25 protein-coding genes and 1 pseudogene are annotated in these 26,473 nt (G+C 72.3%); 14 read left to right on the forward strand and 12 right to left on the reverse strand.

Annotation, left to right across the window (positions count from 1 at the left end; translation table 11 throughout):
- Positions 1–163: 163 nt before the first annotated feature.
- The 3 genes from ACIRC0_RS20985 to ACIRC0_RS20995 are packed head-to-tail and all read right to left on the reverse strand — an operon-like array spanning position 164 to position 3,912.
- The gene (locus tag ACIRC0_RS20985) at positions 164–1,246 is read right to left on the reverse strand and encodes a maleylacetate reductase (RefSeq protein WP_403617636.1); all 1,083 of its coding nucleotides are present in this window, start codon (positions 1,244–1,246) and stop codon (positions 164–166) included.
- Positions 1,243–2,118: an intradiol ring-cleavage dioxygenase gene (locus ACIRC0_RS20990; RefSeq protein ID WP_403617637.1), complete on the reverse strand. Its 876-nt coding sequence runs from the start codon at positions 2,116–2,118 to the stop codon at positions 1,243–1,245. Before ACIRC0_RS20990 ends, ACIRC0_RS20985 begins: the two co-directional genes overlap by 4 nt.
- A 54-nt stretch (positions 2,119–2,172) precedes the next feature.
- Positions 2,173–3,912 (reverse strand): FAD-dependent oxidoreductase, encoded by a 1,740-nt coding sequence (locus ACIRC0_RS20995; RefSeq protein ID WP_403617638.1) that lies wholly within the window; start codon positions 3,910–3,912, stop codon positions 2,173–2,175.
- Positions 3,913–4,069: 157 nt separating this feature from the next.
- On the opposite strand from ACIRC0_RS20995, the gene ACIRC0_RS21000 reads away from it, so the two are divergent.
- From ACIRC0_RS21000 to ACIRC0_RS21010, 3 genes are all read left to right on the forward strand, one after another.
- A complete protein-coding gene (locus tag ACIRC0_RS21000) occupies positions 4,070–5,782 on the forward strand; it encodes a helix-turn-helix domain-containing protein (protein WP_403617639.1) in 1,713 nt (570 codons plus the stop codon).
- A gap of 47 nt (positions 5,783–5,829) precedes the next feature.
- Entirely contained in the window at positions 5,830–6,186 is a 357-nt protein-coding gene (locus tag ACIRC0_RS21005; RefSeq protein ID WP_403617939.1) for a DUF779 domain-containing protein, read from the forward strand.
- Positions 6,187–6,261: 75 nt separating this feature from the next.
- Positions 6,262–7,488, forward strand: coding sequence for a phosphodiester glycosidase family protein (locus ACIRC0_RS21010; protein ID WP_403617640.1), 1,227 nt, complete (start codon positions 6,262–6,264; stop codon positions 7,486–7,488).
- Between the two features lie 3 nt (positions 7,489–7,491).
- On the opposite strand, the gene ACIRC0_RS21015 is transcribed toward ACIRC0_RS21010, so the two are convergent.
- The 6 genes from ACIRC0_RS21015 to ACIRC0_RS21040 form a co-directional block, all read right to left on the reverse strand.
- Positions 7,492–7,686 (reverse strand): hypothetical protein, encoded by a 195-nt coding sequence (locus ACIRC0_RS21015; RefSeq protein WP_388996507.1) that lies wholly within the window; start codon positions 7,684–7,686, stop codon positions 7,492–7,494.
- Positions 7,687–7,788: 102 nt separating this feature from the next.
- On the reverse strand, positions 7,789–8,652 hold the full coding sequence (locus tag ACIRC0_RS21020; protein WP_403617641.1) for a phosphatidylinositol-specific phospholipase C/glycerophosphodiester phosphodiesterase family protein: 864 nt from the start codon (positions 8,650–8,652) through the stop codon (positions 7,789–7,791).
- A 177-nt stretch (positions 8,653–8,829) separates the two neighbouring features.
- A complete protein-coding gene (locus ACIRC0_RS21025) occupies positions 8,830–9,936 on the reverse strand; it encodes an acyl-CoA dehydrogenase family protein (RefSeq protein ID WP_403617642.1) in 1,107 nt (368 codons plus the stop codon).
- Positions 9,933–11,114 (reverse strand): acyl-CoA dehydrogenase family protein, encoded by a 1,182-nt coding sequence (locus ACIRC0_RS21030; RefSeq protein ID WP_403617643.1) that lies wholly within the window; start codon positions 11,112–11,114, stop codon positions 9,933–9,935. The genes ACIRC0_RS21025 and ACIRC0_RS21030 overlap by 4 nt, the downstream gene beginning before the upstream one ends.
- Positions 11,111–12,082, reverse strand: coding sequence for an NADPH:quinone oxidoreductase family protein (locus ACIRC0_RS21035; protein ID WP_403617644.1), 972 nt, complete (start codon positions 12,080–12,082; stop codon positions 11,111–11,113). The genes ACIRC0_RS21030 and ACIRC0_RS21035 overlap by 4 nt, the downstream gene beginning before the upstream one ends.
- Before the next feature lie 84 nt (positions 12,083–12,166).
- Positions 12,167–12,739 carry a helix-turn-helix domain-containing protein gene (locus ACIRC0_RS21040; protein WP_403617645.1) on the reverse strand — a complete coding sequence of 191 codons (573 nt, stop codon included), beginning with the start codon at positions 12,737–12,739 and terminating at the stop codon, positions 12,167–12,169.
- A gap of 116 nt (positions 12,740–12,855) precedes the next feature.
- Between ACIRC0_RS21040 and ACIRC0_RS21045 the strand changes: the two genes are divergently transcribed.
- The 4 genes from ACIRC0_RS21045 to ACIRC0_RS21060 all read left to right on the forward strand — a co-directional run bounded on the left by ACIRC0_RS21045 (position 12,856) and on the right by ACIRC0_RS21060 (position 16,606).
- Positions 12,856–14,403, forward strand: a complete 1,548-nt coding sequence (locus ACIRC0_RS21045) for an ATP-dependent DNA ligase (protein ID WP_403617646.1) — start codon at positions 12,856–12,858, stop codon at positions 14,401–14,403.
- On the forward strand, positions 14,400–14,885 hold the full coding sequence (locus ACIRC0_RS21050; protein WP_403617647.1) for an NUDIX domain-containing protein: 486 nt from the start codon (positions 14,400–14,402) through the stop codon (positions 14,883–14,885). Before ACIRC0_RS21045 ends, ACIRC0_RS21050 begins: the two co-directional genes overlap by 4 nt.
- Positions 14,886–14,964: 79 nt before the next feature.
- On the forward strand, positions 14,965–16,350 hold the full coding sequence (locus ACIRC0_RS21055; protein ID WP_403617648.1) for an NADP-dependent succinic semialdehyde dehydrogenase: 1,386 nt from the start codon (positions 14,965–14,967) through the stop codon (positions 16,348–16,350).
- Between the two features lie 25 nt (positions 16,351–16,375).
- Positions 16,376–16,606, forward strand: a complete 231-nt coding sequence (locus ACIRC0_RS21060; RefSeq protein WP_366025761.1) for a DUF6213 family protein — start codon at positions 16,376–16,378, stop codon at positions 16,604–16,606.
- A gap of 15 nt (positions 16,607–16,621) precedes the next feature.
- Here the strand turns inward: ACIRC0_RS21060 and ACIRC0_RS21065 are convergent, their stop codons facing one another.
- Positions 16,622–17,287, reverse strand: a complete 666-nt coding sequence (locus ACIRC0_RS21065; protein ID WP_403617649.1) for a transcriptional regulator — start codon at positions 17,285–17,287, stop codon at positions 16,622–16,624.
- A 190-nt stretch (positions 17,288–17,477) separates the two neighbouring features.
- On the opposite strand from ACIRC0_RS21065, the pseudogene ACIRC0_RS21070 reads away from it, so the two are divergent.
- The 3 genes and pseudogenes from ACIRC0_RS21070 to ACIRC0_RS21080 form a co-directional block, all read left to right on the forward strand.
- Positions 17,478–18,551 (forward strand): annotated as a pseudogene (locus tag ACIRC0_RS21070) (type III polyketide synthase); the annotation flags it as partial.
- Between the two features lies 1 nt (position 18,552).
- Positions 18,553–19,800, forward strand: coding sequence for a cytochrome P450 (locus ACIRC0_RS21075; RefSeq protein WP_403617650.1), 1,248 nt, complete (start codon positions 18,553–18,555; stop codon positions 19,798–19,800).
- Between the two features lie 7 nt (positions 19,801–19,807).
- Positions 19,808–20,347 (forward strand): cupin domain-containing protein, encoded by a 540-nt coding sequence (locus tag ACIRC0_RS21080; RefSeq protein WP_200422042.1) that lies wholly within the window; start codon positions 19,808–19,810, stop codon positions 20,345–20,347.
- 18 nt (positions 20,348–20,365) lie between these two features.
- Here ACIRC0_RS21080 and ACIRC0_RS21085 read toward each other — a convergent pair whose 3' ends face one another.
- Entirely contained in the window at positions 20,366–21,592 is a 1,227-nt protein-coding gene (locus ACIRC0_RS21085) for an acyl-CoA dehydrogenase family protein (protein ID WP_403617651.1), read from the reverse strand.
- A 189-nt stretch (positions 21,593–21,781) separates the two neighbouring features.
- Here ACIRC0_RS21085 and ACIRC0_RS21090 point away from each other — a divergent pair, with 189 nt between their 5' ends.
- The gene (locus tag ACIRC0_RS21090; protein ID WP_403617941.1) at positions 21,782–22,426 is read left to right on the forward strand and encodes a TetR family transcriptional regulator; all 645 of its coding nucleotides are present in this window, start codon (positions 21,782–21,784) and stop codon (positions 22,424–22,426) included.
- Positions 22,427–22,490: 64 nt separating this feature from the next.
- Here ACIRC0_RS21090 and def read toward each other — a convergent pair whose 3' ends face one another.
- Entirely contained in the window at positions 22,491–23,030 is a 540-nt protein-coding gene (gene def, locus ACIRC0_RS21095) for a peptide deformylase (RefSeq protein ID WP_403617652.1), read from the reverse strand.
- A 142-nt stretch (positions 23,031–23,172) separates the two neighbouring features.
- On the opposite strand from def, the gene ACIRC0_RS21100 reads away from it, so the two are divergent.
- The 3 genes from ACIRC0_RS21100 to ACIRC0_RS21110 all read left to right on the forward strand — a co-directional run bounded on the left by ACIRC0_RS21100 (position 23,173) and on the right by ACIRC0_RS21110 (position 26,409).
- On the forward strand, positions 23,173–24,411 hold the full coding sequence (locus ACIRC0_RS21100) for a MurT ligase domain-containing protein (RefSeq protein WP_263228677.1): 1,239 nt from the start codon (positions 23,173–23,175) through the stop codon (positions 24,409–24,411).
- Between the two features lie 19 nt (positions 24,412–24,430).
- Positions 24,431–25,159 carry a type 1 glutamine amidotransferase gene (locus ACIRC0_RS21105; RefSeq protein WP_403617653.1) on the forward strand — a complete coding sequence of 243 codons (729 nt, stop codon included), beginning with the start codon at positions 24,431–24,433 and terminating at the stop codon, positions 25,157–25,159.
- 224 nt (positions 25,160–25,383) lie between these two features.
- Positions 25,384–26,409 (forward strand): 6-phosphofructokinase, encoded by a 1,026-nt coding sequence (locus tag ACIRC0_RS21110; RefSeq protein WP_403617654.1) that lies wholly within the window; start codon positions 25,384–25,386, stop codon positions 26,407–26,409.
- The last annotated feature ends 64 nt before the right edge of the window (positions 26,410–26,473 follow it).

Consider the following 26,473-nt stretch of genomic DNA (forward strand, 5'->3'; position numbering starts at 1 on the left):
TCTTCGGTGGCGCAGCCGTGCGAGCGGCGGCTCGGGGCACGCCGAAGCGGCCGCGCCTGCATGCGGTCCCCCCCTTCTCGATCTTGGGTCGGACCGCGCCGCAGCGGGTGTCTCATTACGAGACAGTTCATGCGACAGCGTGCGAGCGCCGTCGCGAAGGCCCCTATGCCGCGGCGGTCTCCGGTGGCCGTCCCTCGTACGCCGCCCTCAGCACGCCCCGCACCCCGTCCGCCGTCACCGGGCGCGGGTTGGCGTACGGCTGGGCCGTCACCTGGGCGGCGGCCGCCGCCACGTCGGGCTCCGCCAGGCCGAGTTCGGCGAGGGAGCGCGGCGCGCCGAGGCGCCCGCCCAGCTCCCACAGGGCGCGCGCCACGTCCTCGGCGCCGAGCGCCCGCCGCAGCGCGGTCACCGCCTCGGGGGCCGCGGGCGCGTTGTAGGCGAGGACGTACGGCAGCACCACCGTGTGCGTCTCCGCGTGCGGCAGCCTGAAGGTGCCGCCCAGCACATGGCACAGCTTGTGGTGCAGCCCCATGGTGGTCGAGCCGAGGCAGGCCCCGCACAGCCACGCCCCGTACAGTGCGCGGCTGCGTGCCTCGAGGTCGCCCGGGTCCGCGACGAGCAGGGGCAGCGCCTCGGCCATCGCCCGGGTGCCGTCTTCCGCCATCAGCTGGACCAGCGGGGAGGTGTCGGGGGCGTACAGCGCCTCGACGGCGTGGGCGAGCGCGTTGATGCCGCTGGTCACGGTGAGCGGTACGGGCAGGGAGAGGGTCAGTTCGGGGTCGTAGACGACGCTGCGGGGCTGGACCTGCGGGTCGCGGCCGGTGCGTTTGGCCCCGTGTTCGGTCAGCCCCCACACGGGGGTCATCTCGGAACCGGAGTAGGTCGACGGCACGGCGATCAGCGGCAGCCCGGTGCGCAGCGCGATCGCCTTGCCGAGGCCGATCGCGGAGCCGCCGCCGACCGCCACGCACCCGTCGGCCCCGGCCGCCCGCGCCGCCTCGACGCCCCGGTCGGCGACGTCGGCCGGTACGTGCATACGGGCCTCGGCGTGCAGTCCCGCGCAGGCGTCGCCGAGGGCTTCGGCGACCGTCCGTGCGGTGGGCTCGCCGCGGCTGCCGGAGATCACGAGCAGCCGCCGCAGGCCCAGGCGCACGGCCTCGTCCGGGGTCGCGGTGACGGCGGCGCCGGGCCAGAAAACGACCCGCACGGGCCGCGTCTCGTAGGTGAAGTCGGTGGTGAAGGTCATGTCGCACGCTCCAGGACGAGGTCGAAGCGGGCCTGCCGGAACGGGTTGGGTACCCCGAACTCCCGTGCCTGGAACGGGTCGTCGGTGACCGTGAAGTCCTGCACCAGGCTCTTCTTCACCGCGAAGACGGCGTCGGAGTCCAGGTAGTCGCTGCCGGCCACGAAGATGTGCGTGGTGACGGGGGCGTGTCCGTCGGCGGTGGCGATGAAGTGGATGTGTGCGGGGCGGTACGGGTGCCGTCCGGTGGCCCGCAGCAGTGCGCCGACCGGGCCGTCGGTGGGGATGGGATACGGGGCCGGTACGCAGGTGCGGAACCAGAAGCGGCCCTCGCTGTCGGCCGTGAACAGCCCGCGTCCGTTGCCCGCGGGCTGGAGGTCCGGCTGCTGCACGTCGTAGTGGCCGTCGGCGTCGGCCTGCCACACGTCGAGGACGGCGCCCGGCAGGGGTGTGCCGTCCTCGGAGAGCACCCGGCCGCTGACCACGCACGGCTCGCCGCTGCCCACCAGGTCTATGTCGTCGCCCAGTTGGCGCACCGGCGACTCGGTCATGTGGAAGGGGCCGAGGACGGTCGACTCGGTGGCGCCGGGTGCGCGGTGGCCGTTCAGGGTCTCGACGAGCATGGAGACGCCGAGGACGTCCGACAGCAGGATGAACTCCTGACGGGTGTCCGTGCAGGCCTGCCCGGTCGCCGTCAGGAAGCCGACGGCCTTCTCCCACTCCTCCTGGGTGAGTCGCGTCTCGCGCACGAAGGCGTGCACGTGGCGGATCAGGCCCGTGAGCAGCTCGCGGAGCCGGGGGTCGGCGGTCGCGCCGAGACTGGCGACGGCCTCCTCGGTGACCGTGTCCTGTCCGGCGGTGCTGTCGATGGTCATGCCGTGCTCCTCGTCGTCCACGACGTACCTGTCGCTTCCTCCATGATCTCGCGTTCAGGCGTGTCCGAGGATGCGCCGCAACGCCTCGGACAGCAGTTCCCGGGCGTCCGGGGCGGCGGACGCGTGCCGGAACGCGACGAAGCCGTCGGGCCGCACCAGCAGGGCGCCCGCGTCGGAGATCTCGCGCAGCCGTGCCCAGTCGCCGTAGGGGTCCTCGTACTCCTGGCCCGGGCCGATCACCACGGTGGCGATCTCGGTCTCCTGCGCCTTCGCCGCCCGCACCCAGCTCTCGCCGCCGATGCCGGTGAGCAGGGTGAAGCGGCCCTTGCCGACGGTGTCGAGGGTGGACAGGGTGCGGGTGCCGGAGGTGATCCAGGCGTGCGGGAGCCTGGCGCCGGGCCGGGAGGAGGGCTGGTGGTACAGCTCGGGGTCGCGGGTGAACCCCGGGTCTGGAGTGCCGTCCAGGACGATCGCGTCGGAGACGTAGCGCTGGTTGAGGTCGACGCCGTGCGCGTTGAACTCGTACACCTTGAAGGCGATCGCCTCGCGCAGCTTCGCGCGCTGTTTCTCGGCGGCCTCGGTGGCCTCCTTGCGTGCGGCGATGTTGGCCCACAGCTGCTCGGGGGTCTGCGGGGACAGCCCGTCGAGCGCTTCGAAGATGGGCGCGGTCTCGCCGATGGACTGGTTGGCGCGGGTGACGATCTGCTTGCCGACGGGGGCGCGCTCGGCGGTGTAGGACTCCAGCAGCTTGGGGCCCGCCGTGCCGTCGAGGACCAGCTTGAGCTTCCAGGCCAGGTTGTAGGCGTCCTGGATGGAGGTGTTGGAGCCGAGGCCGTTGGACGGGGGGTGGCGGTGCACGGCGTCCCCGGCGCAGAAGACGCGCCCGCTGGAGTAGGTCTCGGCGTACATCTCGTTGACGGTCCACGCCGAGGACGACTTGACGGTCACCGGTATCTCGTCGTCGCCGACCAGCTTGCGGATCACGGACTCGGCGTACTCGGTGGTCAGGTCGGGGGCGCCCGCCTCGACGTCGTAGCCCCACACGATGAGCCACTCGGTCCAGGGCCGCACACAGCGCACCAGCCCGGCGCCGATGCCGCCGACCGTCGCGCCGGGCGCGAGGACCCAGTAGAGAGTGGAGGGGCGGTGGGCCGTGTACTTCGTCAGGTCGGCGTCGAAGACGATGTTGATGCTGCCGGCGACGCCCATCTGACCGCCCATCGGCAGGCCGGCGTCCTCGGCGACCTTCGAGCGGCCGCCGTCCGCGCCGATGAGGTACTTGGCGCGGATCTCGTAGGTGTCCCCGCGCAGCCGGTCGCGGACGGTGGCCGTGACCCCGTCGGCGTCCTGCGTGTGGGTGAGGTACTCGGTCTGGAAGCGCAGCCGGGTGCCGCGGGCGACGGCCGCGTTCACGAGGACCGGTTCCATGAGGTGCTGCGGCATGTCGCACATACGGGTGGGGCTGGCGAGTTCGTGCGCGGCCTGGACCAGCGGGTCGTTGCCCCAGGAGCGCACCCGGCCCAGTTCCTCCCCGGCGAGGCTGGTGCAGAAGGTGGTGTTGCCCATGAGGTACTGCGGGGTGGCCTGTTGGACGACGTCCTGTTCGACGCCGAGGTCGCGCAGCACCTCCATCGTGCGCTGGTTGGTGATGTGAGCGCGGGGCGTGTCGGCGAGGCTCGCGTAGCGGGTCACGACGATGTTGGGCACGCCGTAGGTGCTCAGGGCGAGCGCGGCCGAGGCACCGGCAGGGCCGCTGCCTACGATCAGAACGTCGGTCTCGACGACGGTGGACACGGGGCGCTCCTGATGGGGGGACGGACACCGAGCGTTCAAGATCGTGGACCGGCGCGAGGGCGTGCGGGTGTCTCATTACGAGACATCGCGGCCGTCCCGTGCACGGAACAGGGCCAGTTGTTGCCGCTTCAACCGAACCCGCTACGGTGGGGGCGTTGTGACCACGACAGAACACTCCCCCGCCGGTCCCGCGCTCGCCCCGCTGCGTCTGGCACGCGAGCGGTTCCTGTCGGGGCGTCCGCTGCCCGACGGCGTGCCGGAGGAGGTCGTCGCCGCCTGGCGGCGTGCGCGGTTCTTCGGGGTCCAGCACGACTTGAGGGAGCCGACCGCCGATCCGGTGCGTCCGGTGGAGTCGGCGCTGCTGGAGGCGGCCCGGCCCGTGCTCGAACGGATCGCCCCCGCGCTCGGCCGCGAACGGTCGGTCCTCCTCCTCACCGACGAGCGGCTGCGGGTGCTGTGGACGGCCGGGAGCGGGGCCGGGCTCGACCCCTGGCCCGATCTGTCGGAACGGGCGGTCGGCCACAACAGTGCGGCGCTCGCCCTGCGCACCCGGCGGCGGGCCGAGGTGCACGGACCGGAGCACTTCCTCGACCGGTGGCAGGACGTGTCGGCGGTCAGCGTCCCGGTGTCGGCGCCGTGGACCGGGCAGGCGCTCGGCACGGTGACCGTGGCGTCACGGCTGCGCGCCGGGTGCCCGCCGCATCCGGGCGCGGCGCTCGCGGAGGCGGCCGTCGCCGCGGTGGAGGCCGAACTGCTCGCCCGGGCACGGCCGCCCGAGCGGGTCCTGCTGGACGCCTATCTGCGCGCGGCGCGCGGGCCGGACGCCGCGGTGGCCGCGCTGGACGGCCTCAGCCGCCTGGTCAGCGCGGCGGCGGAGCGCATGCTGGCGCCGGAGTCCCTTCAGGCCCTGGAGCGTACGGCCGTGGCGGTACGGCACCAGGAGGACGTGCCCGCCGAGGCCGTCCTGCCCGAGGGAGCGGGGTGCACCGCGCGGATCACTCCGGTATGCCGGGACGGCGCGGTCGTCGGCATCGTGGCCGTGCTGGAGCCGCTGGCCGATCCCCCGCCTCCGGTGCCGCGCCCGGCCGTCGCCCTGGTCGGCTGCTCGGTCCCCTGGCGCCATGCCGTCGGGCGCGCCGTCGAGCTGGCCCGCTCCCGGGAGCCGCTGCTGCTGTCCGGTGAGCGCGGCACGGGGAAGACCGCGCTCGCCCGGGAGCTGCTGGGCGAGCGCGCCGCACGGGTGGTCGACGCGGCGGAGAACGGGGAACTCGACCGCGCGCTCGCCGAGCTGGCCCGGGGCCGTCCTCTCCTGCTCCGCCACGCCGAACGGCTCGCCCAGTCCGGTGTGGCCGCCCTGAACACCCTGCTCGACGCGCACCCCGAGGCGCCCCTGCTCGCCACCTACACGCCCGGCGCGCCGCCCGGCCCGTGTCTCCAGCGGCTCCTCGACACCCTGGCCGCCCGCTCGGTCACCCTGCCCGCGCTGCGCGAGCGCCCCGAGGACATAAGGGAGTTGCTGCCGGCGCTGGCCCCGCGGCCCGCACCCGGCAACCCGCCGTTGACCTGGGCACTGGACGCCCTGCGCGCCCTGGAGCGGTATCCGTGGCCCGGAAACGTGACCGAACTCGCGCACGTCGTACGGGCGCTGGCGGAGCACCGCCGGGCGTCCGGGCCGGTCCGCCGGGCCGAGCTGCCGGATCCCGTGCGCGACGGACCCGCGGTCCGTCCGCTCAGCCCGATGGAGCACGCCGAACGCACCACGATCCTGGAGGCGCTGCACCGCAACGGCGGCAACAAGGCGCGTACGGCGGCGGCGCTCGGCATCGGCCGCGCGACGCTCTACCGCAAGCTGCGCGGGTACCGGGGCTGACCGCAACGTCGTTGCAACGTGTCCCGTGCTGGGATCGTGCCGTGACCATGGACATGATTCCGCGCGTGGAGCTGACCCCCGCGGCCGCCGAGCTGGTGCGGCGGCTGCGGGAGGTCCACGGGCCGCTGATGTTCCACCAGTCCGGCGGCTGCTGCGACGGCAGCGCGCCCATGTGCTACCCGGAGGGCGAGTTCCGCACCGGCGGCTCGGACGTGCTGCTCGCGGAACTGGAGGTCGACGGGGTCGGCGAACCGGTCGGTTTCTGGATGTCCAGGAGCCAGTACCAGGCGTGGAGCCACACCCGGCTGATCGTGGACGTGGTGCCGGGCCGTGGCAGCGGCTTCTCCCTGGAAGCACCCGAAGGAGTGCGTTTTCTCATCCGTTCCCGCGTCGTCGACGCCTGAGCACCGCGCGGGACACCGCTGTCTGGTGCACTTCCCCCGAGTCCTGGGCAAGTTGGCGAGACATCAGGGGGAGCTGTGACGCGTCACGACAGACGGTTCAGAGTCGTACTGACGGCTTTTCTGGCATGGAGCGCACTGGCCGGTGCCGCCCTCGCGGGGGCCGCACCGGCCAGTGCCGCGCCGGACGCCCGGAGGATCGCGCCGGGTGTCCAGTACAGCGAGTTCGACATCCCCGCGGCCCACGGGGTGACGCGCGCGCACCTGGTCACCGTGGACCTGCGCGATCCGCGGGTACGGGTCGACCTGCTGCATCCGCGTGCCGTGGCCGCCCGCGCCACCGTCTCCCAACTCGTCGGCGCGCAGCGTGCGGTGGCGGGGATCAACGGCGACTTCTTCAACATCACCGAGACCCAGCATCCTTGGGTCCCGGCGACCGGCTCGGCCGTCGGCCCGGCCGTCGCGAGCGGGCACACGCTCAAGGCCGCCGTACCGCGCGGGCAGCGCTTCGGACCGGCCCTGCCGCCCGGTACGAGCACCGAGGACGTGCTCGGAGTGGGCACGGACGGTGCCGCGCGACTGGACCGGCTGACCCTCGACGGCTCCGTGACCACACCGGGCGAGCGGCTGCCGCTGCGCGGGCTCAACCAGTACGCGCTGCCCGAGGGGTCGATCGGGGCGTACACCTCGGACTGGGGCAGTGTCTCGCGGCTGCGCGCCGTCTGCGGGACCGACACCGACCGGGGTGGGCCGTGCAGCACGGACTCGTACGAGGTGACCATCCGGGGCGGCCGGGTCGCCGCCACGGCCGATCATCCGGGCAGCGGCCCCATCGCGGCCGACAGCACGGTCCTGGTGGGCCGTGAAGCGGGGGCGCGGCAGCTGCGCAAGCTCTTCACGGGCGAGAAGGTCCAGGTGCGGCACCAGCTGGTGGCGGCCGCGTCCGGGGTTCCGTACCGCTTCGCCGTCGGCGGCTTCCCGGTGCTGCGGCACGGCACGCCGCTGCCCGGCCTCGACGCCACGACCTCCGCCGTGCGCACCGCGGTGGGCATCGAGGACGGCGGCCGCCGCCTGCTGCTGCTCGCCCTGGACGGCTCGGCCGCCTATCGCAGCGGCCTCACCGTCTCGGAGGTCGCCCGGACCCTGCGGTGGCTGGGCGCCACGGACGGCTTCAACCTCGACGGCGGCGGCTCCACGACCCTGGTCACCCGGTCGTCGGCCACGGGCACGGTGAGCGTGCGCAACCATCCCAGTGCAGGAGCCGAGCGCCCCGTCCCGGACGGGATCGGGGTGTTCGGCTCGTGAGCGTCAGGGGCGCAGGCTGCTGACGATCTGCGCGGTCGCCGCGAGCCCCTGGTGGATGGTCGGGGCCATGCTCGTACTGGCCAGGAAGAAGCCGAGCAGAATGCAGACCAGCGCGTGCGAGATCTTCATGGCGTTGTTGCGCACGAAGATCACCGCAATGATCAGGAGCAACAGCACCACTGAGATGGAAACGGCCATCATCACCCTCCTACGCCACGCCCACTTCGCGGCTTTCGGCCGCAAGTGTGGCGTAGCGGAGGGTTCATCCGGGCGGCTGACGTGTCCGCCGAACGTGTGGTTCTAGGACCGTTCGTGGGCGTCGAGGAACGCCTCGAGGCCCGCGAGGTCGTCCGTGTTGAAGTAGTCGACCCCCGCGGCCAGCAGTTCGCTCCACAGGGCGTCCCGGGCCGGGCCCGCCGCGTCGGGGGTGGCCCAGAAGCGCACCTTCTGCCGGTGCGCGTGCGCCCGGGAGAGGATGTCGCGCAGCTTCTGCCGCTCGGCGTCGGGGAAGGACCCCTCCCCCTGCCAGCTGAAGTTGAGGGTCCAGTTGTCGCTGATCAGTGGGACGAAGGTGGCGGGCGCGGGGCTGCCGAGGTCACTGAGGCGGCCGTCGTAGAAGGCGTGCCGCACGGTCTGCGCCTCCATCGGGGCACGGGCGGCGCGGTCGCCGGAGATGACCGCGGTGACCGGTCCCGGGTACACGCGGCCGTGCGCGTACGTCGTGAACAGGTGCCGGTGGCGCCGGAGGTGGCGGTCGAGTTCCAGGTAGGCCGACGAGCCCTCGGTCTTGATGTCGACGAGGAGTTGCAGCGGCCTGCGCCAACCGCGGTACACCGAGCCGTGGTTCGCCTTGACGAGGGTGGCGAGCGGGTCGAGGTAGAGGGATTCCAGGGTGCGCCTGGGGTCGAGTTCGACGGGGTCGTGGGCGACGAGGAGCTGGTCGCCGACGAGGTAGATGTCGGCCTCCACGCTGCCGAAGCGGTGGTCGAGGGCGTCGAAGAGGGGTCGCGGGTGCTCGTAGTCGTTGTGGGCGTGGGCGCGCCACAGCGGGCGCGGGCCGCGCTTGCCCTCGCCCGCCCATGCGTGCGCGGTGGGCAGGGCGAGCGAGCCGGCGAGTGCGGCGCCCAGGGTGGTGAGGGCTCTGCGACGGGTGGTGAGGGCCATGCTCTGCCTCCCTTGATGTGCCGTACGGGACTTCAAGGGAGTATGGGCGCCCATGAGCCTCGGGAAGCAGGTCCGACGGGGGAGTTGGCCGGACCGCCGTCCCGCGTTCATCTCGCCCGCCGGGCGCACACGGAAAAAGCCCGCCCCGGGTGGGGCGGGCTTCTCCCGCGCGTCATGTCACGGGGCCTGGAGGTCGACCAGGTCGGCCAGCGCCTCGCGGTGAGCGCCCGCCGTGCCGTAGGCGATCGAATCCGCCTTGGCCCGCTTCAGATACAGGTGGATCGGGTGCTCCCAGGTCATGCCGATCCCGCCGTGCAGTTGCAGGGCCTCCTCGGCGGCGCGGACGGCGACGGGTGCCGCGTACGCCTCGGCGACGGCGACCGCGATGTCCGTGTCCTCGCTGCCCCTGGCGAGCGCGTCGGCCGCGTGACGGGCGGCGGCCCGCAGTCCGGCGACCTCCAGCCACAGCTGTGCGAGCCGGTGCTTGAGCGCCTGGAACCCGCCGACGGGCCGGTTGAACTGCTTGCGTTCCTTCAGATAGCGCACGGTCTCGGTCAGGCACCAGTCGGCGACGCCGAGTTGCTCGGAGGCGAGCAGTCCCGCGCCGGCCCGCAGGGCTCGTCGTACGGCCGGTGCGGCGTCCGCGGTGAGCAGGCGCCCTGAGGCGCCGTCGAGGGTGACCGCGGCGAGCGGGCGGGTGAGGTCCAGGGCCACCTGCGGGGTGATGGTGACGGCGGCCGCGTCCACGGCGTACAGGCATCCGTCGTCCGCCGGAACCAGCAGCACATCGGCGGCGGCCGCGTCCGCGACGGCGCTCAACTCCCCGTGCAGCGCGCCGTTCTCGTGTCGTACGACGCCGTGGGCGCCGCCGGGTCCGGCGGACAGCCCGACCGCGAGCGCGCCCACGGTCCGCCCGGACGCCAGCTCCGTCAGCAGCTTGGCGGCCTCGTCGCTGTCGCAGGCGAGCAGGGCCTCGGTCGCCACCACCGCGCTCGTCAGGTACGGCACCGGGGCGACCGCGCGCCCCAGCTCCTCCAGGACCACGGCGGCTTCGCGGTGCGAGGCGCCCTGGCCGCCCAGGGACTCCGGCACCAGGAGACCGGCGAGCCCCATGCCGTCGGCGAGCGCCTGCCACAGCGAGCGGTCGTGCGGGGCGTCCGACTCGATGCGCGCGATCACTCCCGCCGGTTCGCAGCGGTCCGTGAGGAGGTCGCGCACGGCGGAGCGCAGCGCCTCTTCCTCCTCCGAGTAGAGCAGATCGGGCTGCGTGCTCGTCGTGCTCATCGGGCCAGGTCCTTCCATGCGACGTCCTTGTCGGTGCGCGGCTCGGCGGGCAGGCCCAGGACGCGCTCGGCGACGATGTTCAGCAGGACCTCGCTGGTCCCGCCCTCGATGCTGTTGCCCTTGGAGCGGAGGTAGCGGTAGCCGGCGTCACGGCCGGTGAAGTCGACGAGTTCGGGCCGGCGAAGGGTCCAGTCGTCGTACAACAGGCCCTCCTCGCCCCGCAGTTCGACCTCCAGGCCGCTGATCTCCTGGTTGAGGCGGGCGAAGGCGAGCTTCATGCCGGAGCCCTCGGGGCCGGGCTGGCCCACGGCGAGCTGCTGGCGCAGCCGTTCGCCGGTGAGCCGGACGACCTCGGCCTCGACCCACAGCCCCAGCAGCCGCTGGTGCAGGTCGTGGGTGCGCAGTTCGGGGCGCTCGCGCCAGGTCCTCGCGACCGGGCCGATCATGCCGCCCTCGCGCGGGATGCGCATGCCGCCGATGGACACCCGCTCGTTCATCAGCGTGGTCTGCGCGACCCGCCAGCCGTCTCCGACCTCGCCGAGGCGGCGGGCGTCGGGGATGCGGACGCCGGTGAGGAAGACCTCGTTGAACTCGGCCTCGCCGGTGATCTGGCGCAGCGGCCGGACCTCGACGCCGGGGTCGGTCATGTCGCAGATGAAGTAGGTGATGCCCTGGTGCTTGGGCACGTCCGGGTCGGTGCGGGCGATGAGGATGGCCCAGCGGGCGATGTGGGCGCTGGACGTCCACACCTTCTGCCCGTTCACGATCCAGTCCTCGCCGTCCCTGACGGCCCGCGTGCCGAGGGCGGCGAGGTCGGATCCGGCGCCGGGCTCGCTGAACAGCTGGCACCACACCTCCTCGCCCGTCCACAGCGGCCTGAGGTAGCGCCGCTTCTGCTCCTCGGTGCCGTAGCGGAGGATGGTCGGCGCGGCCATGCCGAGCCCGATGCCGATGCGGCGGGGGTCGTTGTCGGGGGCGCCGGCTGCCTCGAGCTCGGCGTCGACCACGGCCTGGAGGGAGCGGGTGGCGCCCAGGCCGCCGAGGCCCTCCGGGTAGTGCACCCACGCGAGTCCGGCGTCGAAGCGGGCCCTGAGGAAGTCGAGGCGGTCGGTGGTGGCGGGAGGGTGGGAGGCGAGCAACTCCTGCGTACGGCGGCGCAGTTCGGTGGCGTCGGTCATGCGGTGGCTCCGTTCTCCAGGACGACGGCGACACGGCCGGTCGTCACGCCGTCGGCCACGCGCTGCACGGCGGTCGCGGCACCGCTCAGCGGGACCCGCTCGCTCACCAGGGGCTTGATGGCGCCGCGGGCGGCCAGCTCGGTGAGCTGTTCGTGGCAGTGCTGGACCAGCTTCGGGTTCTTGGTGTTGTACAGGCCCCAGTGCAGGCCGAGGATCGAGTAGTTCTTGACAAGTGCGTGGTTCAGCCCCGGGCTGGGGATGGACCCGCTGGCGAAGCCCACGACGACGATCCGGCCCTCGAAGGCGACGACCTTCGCGGACTGCGCGTAGGCCTCCCCGCCCACCGGGTCGTAGATCACGTCGGCGCCCCGGCCGCCGGTGGCCTCCTTGACCGCGGCGACGACGTCCTCGGCGCGCCGGTCGATCACCACGTCACAGCCCAGCTCCCGGGCGACGGACGCCTTGTCCGCACCCCCGACGACGCCGATGACCGTCGCACCGGCCGCCTTGCCGAGCTGCACGGCCGCGCTGCCGACCCCTCCTGCGGCAGCGTGGACGAGCAGCGTCTCGCCGGCCTCCAGACCGGCCCGGCGGTGCAGACCGAACCAGCCCGTCTGGTAGCCGATGTGCAGGGCGGCGGCCTCGGCGTCGTCGAGGGAATCCGGGGCGGGCAGCAGGGCCGCGGCGTCCGCGAGCGCGTACTCGGCGAAGCCGCCGTACGGCAGCGCCGGGTTGGCGATCACGCGGCGCCCGTCCTCGGTCTCGCCGCAGATCTCCACGCCCGGCGTGAACGGCAGCGGGGGCCGGACCTGGTACTGCCCGCGGCACAGCAGCGCGTCCGGGAAGTTGACGTTGGCGGCCCGTACTCTCAGCAGGACCTGGCCGTCACCGGGCGCGGGCCGCTCCACCTCCGCGAGGCGCATCACCTCACTCGGCTCACCGTTCTCGTGCACTTGCCATGCCTGCATGCGGGGCCTCCACCGACTGCTCTGTCCGACCGGGCTCCTCGCATACTAAGCGGTCGCTTGCCCATGAGGGAACAGTCGGATGCGTCACGGACGAGCGGGCCGCGCCCGTACGTGCATCCGCTCCCCCTGCGGCCCGAACAGGCTGAGGAACTCCACCGGCCCCTCCCCCGTCGACCCGAACCAGTGCGGCACCCGCGTGTCGAACTCCGCCGCCTCCCCCGCGGTCAGCACCACGTCGTGGTCACCCAGCACCAGCCGCAGCTTTCCGGACAGCACGTACAGCCACTCGTAGCCCTCGTGCGTCCGCGGATCGGGCGCGGGCTTGCGCTGCGGTTCGAGGACCTTGAAGGCCTGGAGGCCGCCGGGCTGCCGGGTCAGCGGCCAGTGGGTCCGGCCGCCCCGGACGATCGGCTTGGCACGCACCCGCGGGTCCCCCACCGGCGGCGCACCCACCAGTTCGTCCAGCGGTACCTGGTGGGCCTGCGCGATCGGCAGCAGCAGTTCGAGGCTGGGCCTGCGCAGGCCCGACTCCAGCCGGGAGAGGGTGCTGACGGAGATGCCGGTGGCCTCCGACAGCGCCGCGAGCGTCACCTCCCGCTCCTTGCGGATCCGTCGCAGCCTCGGGCCCACGCCCGCGAGAACGTCGTCGGTGCTCATGGTTGCATTGCAGTTTCGGCAAACGTGTTTGTCAATGCGGCAGCATCGGGGCGGCTCTGGGGCCGACCGGGAGAGACGAAGGTGTGGGTGGGCCGCCCGAGGTGCACCATGACTGCATGCTGCTGAGCCGGCTCGCCCATGTGTCCCAGGAGGTCGCCGCCACCTCGGCACGGTCCCGGAAGATCGCGCTGCTCGCCGAGCTGTTCCGGGCCGCCGACGCGGACGACGTGCCGATCGTCATCCCGTATCTGGCCGGACGCCTGCCCCAGGGGCGGCTCGGCATCGGCTGGAAGCTCCTCGACCAGGGAGTGCCGCCGGCCGAGGAGCCCACGCTCACCGTGCGGGACGTGGACGCCCGGCTGACCCGGATCGGCTCGGTCACCGGCACCGGCTCGCAGGCGGAACGCAGAAGGCTGGTCGGCGCGTTGCTGGCGGCGGCCACCGCCGAGGAGCAGCGGTTCCTGTTCGGGCTGCTCACCGGGGAGGTGCGGCAGGGGGCGCTGGACGCCCACGCCGTGGAGGGGCTGGCCGGGGCGACCGGCGCCGACCCGGCGGACGTGCGGCGGGCCGTCATGCTCGCCGGGTCGCTGCAGACCGTGGCGCGGGCCCTGCTCGCCGACGGCCCGGCGGCCTTGGAGGCGTTCCGGCTCACGGTCGGCCGACCGGTGCTGCCGATGCTGGCGCAGACCGCGTCCTCGGTCGCCGAGGCCGTACGGAAGCTGGGTGCGTGTGCCGTCGAGGAGAAGCTCGACGGCATCCGCGTCCAGGTCCACCGGGACGGCGACGAGGTACGCATCCACACCCGGACCCTGGACGACATCACCGACCGGCTGCCGGAGATCACCTCGGCCGCCCTTGCGTTGCGGGGCGAGCGGTTCATCCTGGACGGCGAGGTCATCGCACTGGACGAGGACGGCAGGCCGCGCTCCTTCCAGGAGATCTCGGGGCGTGTCGGCTCCCGGGTGGACGTGGCGACGGCCGCCGCGTCCGTCCCCGTCTCCCCTGTCTTCTTCGACGCGCTGTCCGTGGACGGCCGGGACCTGCTGGACCTGCCGTTCACGGACCGCCATGCCGAGCTGGCCCGGCTGGTCCCGGAACCCATGCGGGTGCGGCGCACGCTCGTGCACGACCCGGGCGACCCCGGCGACATCGCCGCCGCGGAGGCCTTCCTCACCGAGACACTGAAGCGCGGACACGAGGGCGTGGTGGTCAAGGCGCTCGACGCCCCCTACAGCGCGGGCCGGCGCGGCGCGTCCTGGCTCAAGGTGAAACCGGTGCACACCCTGGACCTGGTGGTGCTGGCCGCCGAGTGGGGCCACGGTCGCCGCACCGGCAGGCTGTCCAACCTCCACCTCGGCGCCCGCAACCCCGACGGCTCCTTCGCGATGCTCGGCAAGACGTTCAAGGGCATGACGGACGCGATGCTCGCCTGGCAGACCGAGCGGCTGAAGGAACTGGCCGTCGAGGACAACGGCTGGGTGGTGAAGGTACGGCCCGAACTCGTGGTCGAGATCGCCTACGACGGGCTGCAGCGCTCCACCCGCTACCCGGCCGGCGTCACGCTGCGCTTCGCCCGAGTGGTGCGCTATCGGGAGGACAAGCGCCCCGAGGAGGCCGACACCGTGGAGACGCTGCTGGCCGCCCACCCCGAGGTGGCGCCGTGAGCGGGCGGAGCAGGCGCAGCGCGGGTCTGCTGCTGTTCCGGCGCACCGACCACGGTCCGGAGGTCCTGCTGGCCCATATGGGCGGCCCGTTCTTCGCCCGCCGCGAGGCCGGGGCGTGGACGGTGCCCAAGGGCGAGTACGACCCCGACGAGCCGTCCTGGGACGCGGCCCGCCGTGAGTTCCGGGAGGAGCTGGGGCTGCCGCCGCCCGACGGGGAGGCCGTCCCGCTCGGCGAGGTGCGGCAGAGCGGCGGCAAGACCGTCACGGCCTGGGCGGTCGAGGCGGACCTCGACCCGGCGGCGATCGAGCCGGGCACCTTCACGATGGAGTGGCCGCCGAAGTCGGGGCGCCTGGAGGAGTTCCCGGAGGTGGACCGGGTGGCATGGTTCGGCCTCGACCGGGCCCGGGAAGTGATCGTGAGCGCGCAGAGGGCGTTTCTGGACCGGCTCGCGGAGCACTCGGGCGTGGGCGGTGTCCGATGACAGCGGGACAACGCCGCCCGCGTTGCGGCCGCCACCGCCGCGCGGGAAGGTCGAAGCAAGCCTTTCCAGGAGGTCAGCCATGCCCATCGCCACCGTGAACCCGGCGACCGGCGAGACGCTCAAGACGTACGACGCCCTGGGCGCGGAGGAGATCGAGCGCAGGCTCGCCGCCGCCGAGGCCGCGTTCCGCACCCATCGCACCACGACGTTCGCCGAGCGGGCGCCGCTCATGCGCAAGGCGGCCGACCTGCTCGAGGAGGACCAGCAGGACATCGCCCGGGTGATCACCACCGAGATGGGCAAGCCGGTCAAGCAGGCTCGCGCCGAGGCCGCGAAGTGCGCCAAGGCGATGCGCTGGTACGCCGACCGCGCAGAGGAACTGCTCGCCGACGAGGAGCCCGCCGACGTCGACGTGAAGGACTCGGGCGCCTCCCGGGTGATCGTGCGCTACCGGCCGCTCGGCCCCGTGCTCGCCGTGATGCCGTGGAACTTCCCGCTGTGGCAGGTGATCCGGTTCGCGGCGCCCGCGCTGATGGCGGGCAACGTGGGCCTGCTCAAGCACGCCTCCAACGTCCCGCAGACCGCCCTCTACCTGGAGGACCTGTTCCGCCGGGCGGGCTTCCCCGAGGGCTGCTTCCAGACCCTGCTGATCGGCTCCGGAGAGGTCGAGAAGGTGCTGCGCGACCCGCGGGTCAAGGCGGCCACGCTCACCGGCAGCGAACCGGCGGGCCGGTCCGTCGCCTCGGTCGCCGGGGACGAGATCAAGAAGACGGTGCTGGAACTGGGCGGCAGCGACCCGTACATCGTCATGCCGTCCGCGGACCTGGACCGGGCCGCGCAGGTCGCGGTGACGGCCAGGGTGCAGAACACCGGGCAGTCCTGCATCGCCGCCAAGCGCTTCATCGTGCACGAGGACGTGTTCGACGCGTTCGCCGAGCGGTTCACGGCCGGGATGAAGGCGCTCAAGGTCGGCGACCCGATGGACGAGGAGACCGAGGTCGGACCGCTGTACAGCGAGCGGGGCCGGGCCGACCTGGAGGAACTCGTCGACGACGCGGTGGAGGCGGGCGCGACGGTGCTGTGCGGCGGCGAGCGGCCCGACCGGCCCGGCTGGTACTACCCGCCGACCGTCCTCGCCGACATCACCCCCGAGATGCGGATCCACCGCGAGGAGGCGTTCGGCCCGGTGGCCACGCTGTACCGGGCCGCGGACCTCGACGAGGCGGTGGCGATCGCGAACGATTCACCCTTCGGACTGAGTTCGAACGTCTGGACGCGCAACGGGACCGAAGTGGACCGTTTCGTGCAGGACCTGGAGGCCGGCGGGGTGTACGTCAACGGGATGACGGCGTCCCACCCGGCGTTCCCGTTCGGCGGGGCCAAGCGCTCCGGTTACGGGCGCGAGCTGGCCGAGCACGGAATCCGCGAGTTCTGCAACATCACCACGGTGTGGCACGGGGCGTGAGCGTTCCACGGTTACGATCGCCTCTGTGAACCGCGAAGTGACCCTGCCTCTGATCGTCGACGACCGCGGGACCTTGCAGGTGGCTGCCGCCGATGTGAGCAAGTTGTTGCGCAGGCTGGGCGGTCGATGGGTGCGGCTTGTGGAGGAGGGGGAGCAGGGGTTGGACGAGGACACGGTGGCCGCGTTGGCCATCGAGCTGGCGAAGCTCGCGGACCGGATCGACGTCGCGTGCATCGCGCACAGCAGTGGTTCGTAGGGCTGCCGGGGGCCGTCAGCCCTTGCCGTCCAGTTCCCACAGCGCGTGCCAGAAACCGGTCTCGTAGTTCTGGAGCAGGCGGCCGTAGCGGTGGGCGCGCTCCTCGTTCAGGCGGTCCGCGTCCAGGGCCTCCTGGATCGCCGCGCTCGCCTTCCGGTCCAGGTCCGGGGACGGCTCCGCGAACAGGTCGAAGAAGGCGCAGGCCTCGTCGGTGAAGCCGTAGCACTGGCGTAGTGCCCGCGCGATCCTGGCGCAGTAGTCGCCCCAGGTCGCGAAGTTGACGCTCAGGGCCAGGGCGACGTCGGCCGGTTCCCCGTTCAGGGCCAGCCAGGCCACGTAGGCGGCATACCCCTGGCAGTCCGCCATCGGCTCGTACCCGGCCGGCTTCGCCTCCTGGCAGGCGGCGGCGTACGCGCCCAGACGGTCCTGCGCCACGGCCTCGGCCTCGGCGAGCGCGGTGAAGAAGTCGGCGCACGCCGGCTGGTCGCGGCAGCGCTCGGCGAGGTGCCGGAAGGCGCGGCGGTCGGAGGCGATCACATCCCGCTGTTCGGCGGCCAGGGCGGCGAGGGTGGCGGGCCGGGCCGCCCCGCGGGCGATCAGCGGAACCAGCCGGTTGGCGTGCGGATCGGGGGCGAGCCTCTCGGCGGCCGTCTCCAGCAGTTCACTGGCCGTACGTGTCATCGGCGCTCCTCTTCCGACTACGATCTGCGACTTTACGCACACACGTCGTCACTGTACGTCCACCACTGGATCGGAGTAGCACCGCGAGATATCCCCGCTGCGCCGGGTGATCGTGGGTGGACCACCCGCGTACGGGTGACGAACCCCCTTCCGCCGGGGGACGAAGAGTCCTCCGCCAAGGCGAAAGAAGGCGCGCTCCATGGCGACTCTGTGCAAGCCCGCGGTTTCTGTCCCGGAACACGTGATCACGATGGAGGAGACGCTGGACCTGGCGCGCTCCCGCCACCCGGACCACCCTCAACTCCCTCTCGCGCTGCGGCTCATCGCGAACACCGGGGTCAAGACCCGGCACATCGTGCAGCCCATCGAGGAGACCCTGAAGCACCCGGGCTTCGAGGAGCGCAACAACCTCTACGAGGCCGAGGCGAAGGCCCGCGTGCCCGCGGTGGTGCAGCGGGCGCTGGACGACGCCGAACTGCTCACCACCGACATCGACGTGATCATCTACGTGTCGTGCACCGGGTTCATGATGCCCTCGCTGACCGCGTGGCTGATCAACTCGATGGGCTTCAGCACCGACACCCGGCAGATACCCATAGCCCAGTTGGGCTGCGCCGCCGGCGGCGCGGCCATCAACCGGGCGCACGACTTCTGCACGGCCTACCCCGACGCCAACGCCCTCATCGTGGCCTGCGAGTTCTGCTCGCTGTGCTACCAGCCCACCGACCTGGGCGTCGGCTCGCTGCTGTCCAACGGCCTGTTCGGCGACGGCATCGCGGCGGCGGTCGTGCGCGGCAAGGGCGGCACCGGCGTGAAGCTCGAGCGCAACGCCTCGTACCTGATCCCGAAGACCGAGGAGTGGATCGCGTACGACGTCCGGGCCACCGGATTCCACTTCCTGCTGGACAAGCGGGTGCCCACCACGATGGAACCGCTCGCCCCGGCGCTCGACGGACTGGCCAGGCAGCATGGCTGGGACGCGTCCGAGCTGGACTTCTACATCGTCCACGCGGGCGGCCCGCGCATCCTGGACGACCTGAGCAAGTTCCTGCACGTGCCGGCGGAGGCGTTCCGGTTCAGCCGGGCCACGCTCACCGAGTACGGCAACATCGCGAGCGCCGTCGTCCTGGACGCGCTGCGCCGGCTGTTCGAGTCGGGCGGTGCCGAACACGCGGCGCGTGGGCTGCTGGCCGGTTTCGGACCGGGCATCACGGCGGAGATGGCGCTGGGCCGCTGGCACATCTCAGGGAACGGGATGAAATGAGATGACCACCGACACGGACGACAGGCGGCGCGCCGCGGCCGAGGGGACGAGCGGCGGGGTCCTGCCGCCGATCCGCCCCTGGCCCGCCCCCCACCCGCCCGGCGTGGACTTCGACCCGGACCTGGCCGCGCTGATGCGCGAAGGCCCGGTCAGCCGGGTCGGGCGGCCCGACGGCGCGGGCTGGGCCTGGCTCGTGACCCGCTACGACGATGTGCGCGCGGTCACGAACGACCCCCGGTTCGGCCATGAGCCGGTCATGGACGGTCCTCCCACCCGGCTCGCCCCGCACGTCGTCCCGCAGCGCGACGCGGTCGCCTTCCCGAACCCGTCCGACCCTGCCCGGCCGCGCCGCTCGGTCGCCGCGGCCTTCACGGCGCGCGGCGTCGAGCGGGTGCGCGAGACGGCACGGCGCATGCTCGACGAACTGGTCGACGAACTGCTCCAGGACGGGCCACCCGCCGACCTCGTGGCGGCGGTCCTCGGCCCCTTCCCCGGCGCCGTGATCTGCGAGCTGATGGGTATCCCGGCCGCCGACCGGCACGACATCCGCACCTGGACCCGGCTCGTCCTCTCCCCCGCGCACGGCACGAAGGCCGGTGAGCGGGCCAGGGACGAGATGAGCGCGTACTTCACCGGCCTGATCGGCGCCCGTGAGGGCGGCACCGGCGAGGACGTCGTCTCGCTGCTCGGGGCCGCCGTGGGCCTGGGTGAGGTGGCACTGGACGAGGCGGCCGGCCTCGCGGTGCTGCTGCAGATCGGCGCGGAGGCGGTGACCGGCCACACCGGCCGGATGTTCCACCTCCTGCTGAGCCGTCCGGATCTGACCGAACGTCTGAGGGCCGATCCGGCGATCCGCCCGCAGGCCGTCGACGAACTGCTGCGGTACATCCCGCACCGCGACGCCGCGGGACCGCCCCGGGTGGCGACGCAGGACGTGGAGGTCGGGGGCGTACGGATCCGAGCGGGTGAGGCGGTGTACGTGTCGTACGCGGCGGCGAACCGCGACCCGGGTGTCTTCCCGGACCCGGAGACGATCGACTTCGCGCGCTACCCGAACCCGCATGTGGCGTTCGGCTCCGGCCCGCACCGCTGCCCGGGCGGCATGCCGGCCAGGTTGGCGTCCGGGATGCTGCTCGACGCCCTCGTGGACCGCGTGCCGGGGCTGCGGCTCGCGGTGCCGCCCGATGAGGTCCCCTTCCGCGAGGGCGCGCTGACCCGCGGCCCCGATGCCCTTCCCGTGACGTGGTGAGCGGCTCATGACGACGACTGACAGACCAGTGGCCACCGAGGGCCTGTTCGTGCCGCCGGGCCAGGGACGCGTGGTCCAGACACCGGCCCAGCACGTGACGTTCAAGGTGACCGGCTCGCACTCGCGCATGGCGTCCACGTTCGAGGTGATCGTGCCTCCGGGCTTCGACGTCGGCGCCCATGTGCACACGCGCAGCGAGGAGCTGTTCTACGTGCTCGAGGGCGAGCTGGACGTGCTCGCCTTCGAGCCACGCGTGCGGACCCCCGACAACTGGCAGAAGTGGGAGTCGAGCTCGGGCCGCCGGGTGCTGCGCGCCACACCGGGCACGGTCATCGTCGTGCCCCCCGGCTGCCCCCACGCCTTCGCGAACCCGACGGAGACCCCGGCGAAGATGTTCTTCCAGGCGTCCCCGCCCCCGGACCACGAACGCTACTTCGAGGAACTCCTGGAGATCCTCGCCGACGGGGGCCCGCCGGACCACGAGGCGATCGAGGCGCTGCGGAGGCGGTACGACATCGAGCAGATCACGCCGCTCAAGCACCGTTAGAGCCTGTGTGAGGGGCCCTCAGCGAATGGGCATGCCGGAGAGCGTCCGGGCGATCACCAGCCGCTGGATCTCGCTCGTACCCTCGAAGATCGTGTAAATGGCCGCATCGCGGTGCATGCGCTCCACGGGGTACTCCCGGGTGTACCCGTTGCCCCCGAGGATCTGTATCGCCTGCGCCGTGACCTTCTTCGCCGTCTCGCTCGCGAACAGCTTCGACATCGACCCCTCGGCAGCGGTGAACGGCTTGCCGTTGATCGCCATCCACGACGCCCGCCACACCAGCAGCCGCGCCGCGTCGATCTGCGTCCGCATGTCCGCGAGCTGGAAGGCGACGCCCTGGTTGTCGATGATCGGCCGCCCGAACTGCTCGCGCGTCCTGGCGTAGTCGAGGGCCACCTCGTAGGCGGCGCGGGCGGTGCCCACCGCCATGGCCCCCACCGCGGGGCGGCTCGCCTCGAACGTGGCCATCGCCGCGTTCTTCACACGCTCCTCACCCTTCCGGGCCTTCTCCCGGGCGCGGGCGAGCCGCTCGTCCAGCTTCTCCTTGCCGCCGAGCAAGCAGGAGCCGGGGACGCGGACGTTGTCGAGGATCACCTCGGCGGTGTGCGAGGCGCGGATGCCGTGCTTCTTGAACTTCTGGCCCTGGGCGAGGCCCGGCGTGTTCGGCGGGATGATGAACGACGCGTGGCCCTTGGAGCCGAGCTCCGGGTCGACGACCGCGACCACGACGTGGACGCCCGCGATACCGCCGTTGGTCGCCCAGGTCTTGGTGCCGTTGATCACCCACTCGTCCTTGGCCTCGTCGTACACGGCGCGCGTGCGCATGGAGGCGACGTCGGAGCCGGCGTCGGGCTCGGAGGAGCAGAAGGCGGCCACCTTGACGTCGTTGGCGTCGCCGTACATCTGGGGGATCCAGGTGCCGATCTGCTCCTCGGTGCCGTTGGCGAGGACACCGACGGCGGCGAGTCCGGTGCCGACGATCGACAGGGCGATGCCCGCGTCGCCCCAGAACAGCTCCTCCATCGTCATGGGGATGCCGAGACCCGTGGAGTCGAAGTACTGCTGGGCGTAGAAGTCGAGGGAGTAGATGCCGACCTTCGCGGCCTCCTGGATGACCGGCCAGGGAGTCTCCTCACGCTCGTCCCATTCGGCGGCCGCGGGGCGGATGACATCGGCGGCGAAGCCGTGCAGCCAGTCCCGGACCTCCTTCTGTTCGTCGTTGAGCTCCATGGTGAACTCGGCCATGTCCCCTCCAGCACTGCGCTAACGTGTTACTTGCGGTAACAGCAGTCTGTTACTCACCAGTAGGAGAAGTCAACTCCCGGGCCCGGCCGGACCGCCTCCTTGGCAAGTCGGCAGCTCGTTCGATACCGACCCGCCTTTCAGTGTTACTTTGCGCAGGCGTCACCGAATCAGGACGGGTGGGGAGAGATGATGGACACCACGCAGCGGACCGATCAGGAGCGGTCCGCCGACCGCCGACGGCGAGAGTTGCTGGAGGCCGCCGACCGAGTGGTGCTGCGCGACGGCCCCGGGGCCTCGATGAACGCCATCGCCGCCGAGGCCGGCATCACCAAGCCGATCCTCTACCGCCACTTCGGCGACAAGGGCGGGCTGTACGCGGCCCTCGCCAAACGCCACACGGATGCGCTGCTCGACTCGCTGCGGGCGGCGCTGGACGCCCCGGCGGACCGCCGCGAGCGGGTCGAGGCCACGCTGGACACGTACCTGGCGGCGATCGAGGCACGACCGCAGGTGTACCGCTTCCTGATGCATCCGGCGGAGGGCGGCTCGCAGAACGACCAGGGCTTCGACACCGGCCGCCACTCGATCCCGCTGCTGCGCCGCATGGGTGAGGAACTGGCCCAGGTCATCGAGGAACGCCTGGACCTCGGCCCGGACACCCACCAGCTGGCGCGGGTGTGGGGCCACGGCATCGTCGGCATGATGCACGCCGCCGGCGACTGGTGGCTGGGGGAACGGCCCTGCTCGCGGGCGGAGTTGGTCAGAAGCCTGGCCGACTTGTTGTGGGGTCGTCTGGCTGCGGCCGGGGACCGCATCGGAGGCCCCGGGTTCTGAGGCGCCCCGAAAGGGGCGCGGGGAACTGCGCGACCGGCCAAAGACGGCGTGCGGTCGCCGACGTTCATCGCCCCCACGACGCTCGCGCGGCCTGCCGCAACACTCTCCGCTTGCGCCACCCCTCCAGGTGATCCACGTACAGCCCGCCGGCCAGGTGATCGCACTCGTGCTGCAGGCACCGGGCGAACCACCCGGTGCCCTCCACCCGCACCGGCTCTCCACCCACCGTGAACCCCTCGACGACCGCCCGGTCGAACCGCTCCGTCCCGGCCTCGAGCCCCGGCAGGGACAGACACCCTTCCGGCCCCCGGATCACCACACCGTCCGCCTCCACGAGCCGTGGGTTCACCACATGGCCCAGGTGACGCACGTCTTCGTCGTCCGGACAGTCGTACACGAACACCCGCAACGGCTCGCCTACCTGATTCGCGGCCAGGCCGACCCCCCGCGCGGCGTACATCGTCGCGAACATGTCCTCGACGAGCCGGGCGAGTTCAGGTCCGAAGTCGGTGACGTCCCCGCAGGGCTCGCGAAGTACGCGGTCGCCGAGCACGGTGATGGGCCGGACGCGCCCTCGGGCGCCCGGGATGGTGCGATGTGGCATGCCGGCAAGGGTACGGTCGGCAGGGCCGCGCGGGCGCCGGGGTGGTGCCGCGGTTCGGGGGCGTGCGGGGATCTCGATAGGCTGAGGCCCACACGTTGCCGGAACAGGGCGCGGCGCTGTACGCAAGGAGGATCGAGAACTGATGGCAGGCAACTCGGACCCGCTGACGCCGCGGGCCAAGCTGGCCGTGACCGCGGGCAAGGCGGTCGCTGCGGCATCGCGCGCCGCTGGGCGCGGCAGCGGTTCGGTGATCGGCGGCCGAGTGGCGCTGAAGCTCGACCCCGACCTCCTCGCCCGGCTCGCCCAGAACCTGGACGTCGTCCTGGTCTCGGCGACCAACGGCAAGACCACGACCACCCGGCTGATCGCGGAGGCGCTGCGCGCCGCGGGCCCGGTCGTCTCCAACGCGCTCGGCGCCAACATGCCCGCCGGCATCACCTCGGCGCTGGCCGGCGGTTCGGACGCCAAGTTCGCTGTGATCGAGGTCGACGAGAAGTACCTCGCGGGGGTCGCCCGTGACACCGACCCGAAGTGCATCGCGCTGCTGAACCTCTCCCGCGACCAGCTCGACCGCGCCGCCGAGACCCGTATGCTCGCCGAGAACTGGCGTGAGGGCCTGGCCGGGTCCAAGTCCGTCGTCGTCGCGAACGCCGACGACCCGCTGGTCGTGTGGGCCGCGTCCTCCTCGCCCAATGTGATCTGGGTCGCCGCCGGCCAGATGTGGAAGGACGACGCCTGGTCCTGCCCGTCCTGCGGCGGTGTGATGCAGCGCCCCGGCGACGACTGGTACTGCGGCGAGTGCGGCTTCCGCCGGCCGACCCCGAGCTGGGCGCTGTCCGGGGACCACGTCCTCGACCCGCACGGCTCCGCCTGGCCCATCCACCTCCAGCTGCCGGGCCGCGCCAACAAGGCGAACGCCGCGAGCTCGGCCGCCGTCGCCGCCGTGTTCGGCGTGCCCCCGCAGGTCGCGCTGGAGCGCATGTACCAGGTGCAGGCGGTGGCCGGGCGCTACGACGTCGTCCAGTTCCAGAACCGCGACCTGCGCCTGCTGCTGGCGAAGAACCCGGCCGGCTGGCTGGAGACGTTCTCGCTGATCGATCCGCCGCCGACCCCGGTGATCCTCTCCGTGAACGCGCGCTCGGCCGACGGCACCGACACCTCCTGGCTGTGGGACGTCGACTACACGCGGCTGACCGGCCACCCGATCTTCGTCATCGGCGACCGCAAGCTGGACCTCGCCGTGCGCCTGGAGGTCGCGAACCAGTCCTTCCAGGTCTGCGAGAACCTCGACCAGGCCGTGCAGCTCGCGCCGCCGGGCCGGATCGAGGTCATCGCCAACTACACCGCGTTCCAGGACCTGCGCCGCCGTGTCGGCAACTGAGCACGAAGGACGATCATCGATGAGTGACAACCAGCTGCGTCTGGTGTGGATCTACCCGGACCTGCTGAGCACCTACGGCGACCAGGGCAACGCGCTCGTCGTGGAGCGCAGGGCCCGTCAGCGCGGCCTCGACGTGGCCCGCCTCGACGTGCGCAGCGACCAGCCGATCCCGACCTCCGGCGACATCTACCTGATCGGCGGCGGCGAGGACCGTCCGCAGCGGCTCGCGGCCGAGCGGCTGCGCCGTGACGGGCATCTGTACCGGGCCGTGGAGAACGGCGCGATCGTCTTCTCGGTCTGCGCCGGCTACCAGATCCTCGGCCACGAGTTCATCAACGACCTCGGGCAGCGCGAGCCGGGCCTCGGTCTGCTCGACGTGGTCTCGGTGCGCGGCGAGGGCGAGCGGTGCGTCGGCGACGTCCTCGCGGACATCGACCCGCGCCTCGGCCTGCCCCCGCTCACCGGCTTCGAGAACCACCAGGGCGTCACCCACCTCGGCCCCACGGCCCGCCCGTTCGCGCAGGTGAAGCTCGGCAAGGGCAACGGCACGGGCGACGGCACGGAGGGCGCGTACAACGACACGGTCTTCGGCACGTACATGCACGGTCCCGTGCTGGCGCGCAACCCGCAGATCGCGGACCTGCTGCTGAAGCTGGCGCTGGACGTCAACGCGCTGCCGCCGGTGGACGACCGCTGGTACGAGGCGCTGCGCAACGAGCGCATCGCGGCTGCGCAGCAGCCTGCGTAGGCACCGCTGCGCAGCAGCCCGCGTAGGCACCGCCCAGGTGGGTACACCCGCCGGCCGATCCGCGGCAACCGGCCCGTCTGACAGCGCGCCCGCACAGCTGAGCGGGGGCGTCCAGCAGGCGGACGCACGGTGCGGCCCCGCCCCCCTCCGCCGGTAGGGTGGCGGGGATCGAGCCGGACAGCGCGGTCCGGTCCCGTGCCCACGTTGAGAAGGTTGTTCGGGCTATGCGCATTGGTGTCCTCACGTCCGGTGGTGACTGCCCCGGTCTGAACGCCGTCATCCGGTCCGTCGTGCACCGCGCCGTCGCCGACCACGGCGACGAGGTCATCGGCTTCAGGGACGGCTGGAAGGGTCTCCTGGAGTGCGACTACCTCAAGCTCGACCTGGACGCGGTCAGCGGCATCCTGGCCCGCGGCGGCACCATCCTCGGCTCCTCCCGGGTCCGTCCCGAGCACCTTCGGGACGGCGTGGAGCGGGCCCGGGGCCATGTCGAGGAGCTGGGTCTCGACGCGATCATCCCGATCGGCGGTGAGGGCACGCTCAAGGCGGCCCGGCTGCTGTCCGACAACGGTCTGCCGATCGTCGGCGTGCCGAAGACCATCGACAACGACATCGCCGTCACGGACGTCACCTTCGGCTTCGACACGGCCGTCGGTGTGGCCACCGAGGCGCTGGACCGGCTGAAGACCACCGCGGAGTCGCACCAGCGGGTGCTGATCGTGGAGGTCATGGGCCGCCACACCGGCTGGATCGCGCTGCACTCCGGCATGGCGGCCGGCGCCCACGCGATCGTCGTGCCGGAACGCCCCTTCGACATCGAGGAGTTGACGGCCAAGGTCGGCGAACGGTTCGCCGCGGGCAAGCGGTTCGCGATCGTCGTCGCCGCGGAGGGGGCCAAGCCGAAGCCCGGCTCGATGGAGTTCGACGAGGGCGGCAAGGACATCTACGGGCACGAGCGGTTCGCCGGGATCGCCCGGCAGCTCTCGCTGGAGCTGGAGCAGCGGCTCGGCAAGGAGGCCCGTCCGGTGATCCTCGGCCATGTGCAGCGTGGTGGTACGCCCACGGCGTACGACCGGGTGCTGGCGACGCGGTTCGGGTGGCATGCGGTCGAGGCCGTGCACCGGGGCGAGTTCGGCATGATGACCGCGCTGCACGGCACGAAGATCGTGATGGTGTCGCTGGCGGAGGCGGTGGAGACGCTCAAGACGGTGCCGATGGAGCGCTACGCCGAGGCGGAGTGTGTTCTGTAACGCATCGGCAGACTTCAGCCGCCCCCGGTCGCAGCCGCGGCCGGGGGCGGTTCTACTCTGGGTG

This window comes from Streptomyces sp. NPDC093984 (assembly GCF_044764595.1).
GTDB classification, from domain to species: domain Bacteria; phylum Actinomycetota; class Actinomycetes; order Streptomycetales; family Streptomycetaceae; genus Streptomyces; species Streptomyces cynarae.

Coding starts and splice junctions, on each gene's coding strand:
- ACIRC0_RS21075 (WP_403617650.1), top strand. CDS start 18,553: ATGACCACCGACACGGACGACAGGCGGCGCGCCGCGGCCGAGGGGACG.
- ACIRC0_RS21015 (WP_388996507.1), bottom strand. CDS start 7,686: ATGGCCGTTTCCATCTCAGTGGTGCTGTTGCTCCTGATCATTGCGGTG.
- ACIRC0_RS20985 (WP_403617636.1), bottom strand. CDS start 1,246: ATGACCTTCACCACCGACTTCACCTACGAGACGCGGCCCGTGCGGGTC.
- def (WP_403617652.1), bottom strand. CDS start 23,030: ATGCCACATCGCACCATCCCGGGCGCCCGAGGGCGCGTCCGGCCCATC.
- ACIRC0_RS21065 (WP_403617649.1), bottom strand. CDS start 17,287: ATGACACGTACGGCCAGTGAACTGCTGGAGACGGCCGCCGAGAGGCTC.
- ACIRC0_RS21020 (WP_403617641.1), bottom strand. CDS start 8,652: ATGGCCCTCACCACCCGTCGCAGAGCCCTCACCACCCTGGGCGCCGCA.
- ACIRC0_RS21005 (WP_403617939.1), top strand. CDS start 5,830: ATGGACATGATTCCGCGCGTGGAGCTGACCCCCGCGGCCGCCGAGCTG.
- ACIRC0_RS21055 (WP_403617648.1), top strand. CDS start 14,965: ATGCCCATCGCCACCGTGAACCCGGCGACCGGCGAGACGCTCAAGACG.
- ACIRC0_RS21110 (WP_403617654.1), top strand. CDS start 25,384: ATGCGCATTGGTGTCCTCACGTCCGGTGGTGACTGCCCCGGTCTGAAC.
- ACIRC0_RS21030 (WP_403617643.1), bottom strand. CDS start 11,114: ATGACCGACGCCACCGAACTGCGCCGCCGTACGCAGGAGTTGCTCGCC.
- ACIRC0_RS21040 (WP_403617645.1), bottom strand. CDS start 12,739: ATGAGCACCGACGACGTTCTCGCGGGCGTGGGCCCGAGGCTGCGACGG.
- ACIRC0_RS20990 (WP_403617637.1), bottom strand. CDS start 2,118: ATGACCATCGACAGCACCGCCGGACAGGACACGGTCACCGAGGAGGCC.
- ACIRC0_RS21045 (WP_403617646.1), top strand. CDS start 12,856: ATGCTGCTGAGCCGGCTCGCCCATGTGTCCCAGGAGGTCGCCGCCACC.
- ACIRC0_RS21025 (WP_403617642.1), bottom strand. CDS start 9,936: ATGAGCACGACGAGCACGCAGCCCGATCTGCTCTACTCGGAGGAGGAA.
- ACIRC0_RS21090 (WP_403617941.1), top strand. CDS start 21,782: ATGGACACCACGCAGCGGACCGATCAGGAGCGGTCCGCCGACCGCCGA.
- ACIRC0_RS21035 (WP_403617644.1), bottom strand. CDS start 12,082: ATGCAGGCATGGCAAGTGCACGAGAACGGTGAGCCGAGTGAGGTGATG.
- ACIRC0_RS21100 (WP_263228677.1), top strand. CDS start 23,173: ATGGCAGGCAACTCGGACCCGCTGACGCCGCGGGCCAAGCTGGCCGTG.
- ACIRC0_RS21105 (WP_403617653.1), top strand. CDS start 24,431: ATGAGTGACAACCAGCTGCGTCTGGTGTGGATCTACCCGGACCTGCTG.
- ACIRC0_RS21080 (WP_200422042.1), top strand. CDS start 19,808: ATGACGACGACTGACAGACCAGTGGCCACCGAGGGCCTGTTCGTGCCG.
- ACIRC0_RS21085 (WP_403617651.1), bottom strand. CDS start 21,592: ATGGCCGAGTTCACCATGGAGCTCAACGACGAACAGAAGGAGGTCCGG.